Origin of the sequence: Rhizobium sp. BK112, assembly GCF_014193215.1 — a bacterium.
Taxonomy (GTDB): domain Bacteria; phylum Pseudomonadota; class Alphaproteobacteria; order Rhizobiales; family Rhizobiaceae; genus Rhizobium; species Rhizobium anhuiense.
In genome coordinates, this window is the sequence record NZ_JACHYZ010000036.1 from 4,811 (window position 1) to 6,052 (window position 1,242).

Annotated in this window: 2 protein-coding genes; both read left to right on the forward strand. The window is 58.3% G+C overall.

Annotated elements, in window-relative coordinates; translation table 11 throughout:
* The first annotated feature begins 144 nt into the window (after positions 1-144).
* On the forward strand, positions 145-618 hold the full coding sequence (locus FHT75_RS35520; protein ID WP_028756366.1) for an Hsp20 family protein: 474 nt from the start codon (positions 145-147) through the stop codon (positions 616-618).
* Between the two features lie 93 nt (positions 619-711).
* Positions 712-1,221, forward strand: coding sequence for an Hsp20/alpha crystallin family protein (locus FHT75_RS35525; RefSeq protein ID WP_028756365.1), 510 nt, complete (start codon positions 712-714; stop codon positions 1,219-1,221).
* The last annotated feature ends 21 nt before the right edge of the window (positions 1,222-1,242 follow it).

A 1,242-nucleotide genomic window follows, 5' to 3' on the forward strand; every position in this document is an offset into this window, starting at 1 on the left:
GAAGTTCCACTCCCCTTGAAATTCTAAGACACTGAATTATATCGATATTAGTCGATTGCCCAATGGGGATTGACACAGGTCCAGGAGACGCCGTTGCTCTTGGCGTCTCCTTGTATCCATGTTGCTTATAAGGAGGATATGGCTATGAGGACAAACCTCGATTTCTCACCCCTGTTCCGATCGAGCATAGGCTTCGACCGGATGTTCAACGCGCTCGAGGCTGCAAGCCGCGCCGAGACGAGCGACAGTTGGCCGCCTTACGATATCGTCAAAGCTGGCGAGAATGATTACCGCATTGTCATGGCACTGGCGGGCTTCTCACAGGACGAGCTGGCGATGACTCAAGAGCAGAACATGCTCATCGTCTCGGGACAGAAGGCGAGCGACGATGACCTCCAATATCTGCACCGCGGCATCGCCAGCGGCTCGTTCCAGCGTCGCTTCGAACTAGCCGACCATGTCAGGGTCGTGAGTGCGGGTTTCGTCAACGGTCTGCTGACCGTCGATCTCAAGCGCGAAATCCCTGAAGAGATGAAGCCGCGCCAGATCGAGATCCGAACCGGCCAGATGCCGAAGGCCGAGACCAAGCAGATCGAGGGCAAGCAGCAGGCGGCTTAAGCCTTCCCCAGCAGACCGCAAGCAAGGCGCCGGGCCTGGTCCGGCGCCGGCAGCAAAGTTTCGCCAAGCGAACCAACAGAAAGGAGAAGAAACATGAGTGTTCGTGATCTGATTCCCTGGGGCCGCAACAATGGCAACCAGGTTTCAAGTCTCTTGCGCGATGACGACCGTGATCCCTTCCTGTCGCTTCATCGTGAGGTGAACCGTCTGTTCGATGATGTCTTCCGCGGCTTTGGCTCCGGCCTGCCGTCCTTCGGCAACGCCTCCGCCCTCGGGGGTGGATGGCCAAGCGTCGAGATCTCCGACACCGACAAGGAGATCAAGGTGACGGCCGAAGTCCCCGGTCTTGAGGAGAAGGACATCGAGGTCCTGCTCAATGATGGCGTGCTGACGCTGAAGGGCGAAAAGCACTCCGAGAGCGAGGATAAGGATCGCCGGTTTTCCGAGCGCTACTACGGCCGCTTCGAGCGCCGCATCCCGTTCGGTGTCAAGGTCAAGGAAGACCAGGTCGACGCCACCTTCAAGAACGGAATACTGACGATCACCTTGCCGAAGACCGAGGAGGCGCAGTCGCAGGTCAAGCGCATCGCCATCAAGAGTTGATCGAGACGAACGCGCGGCGGC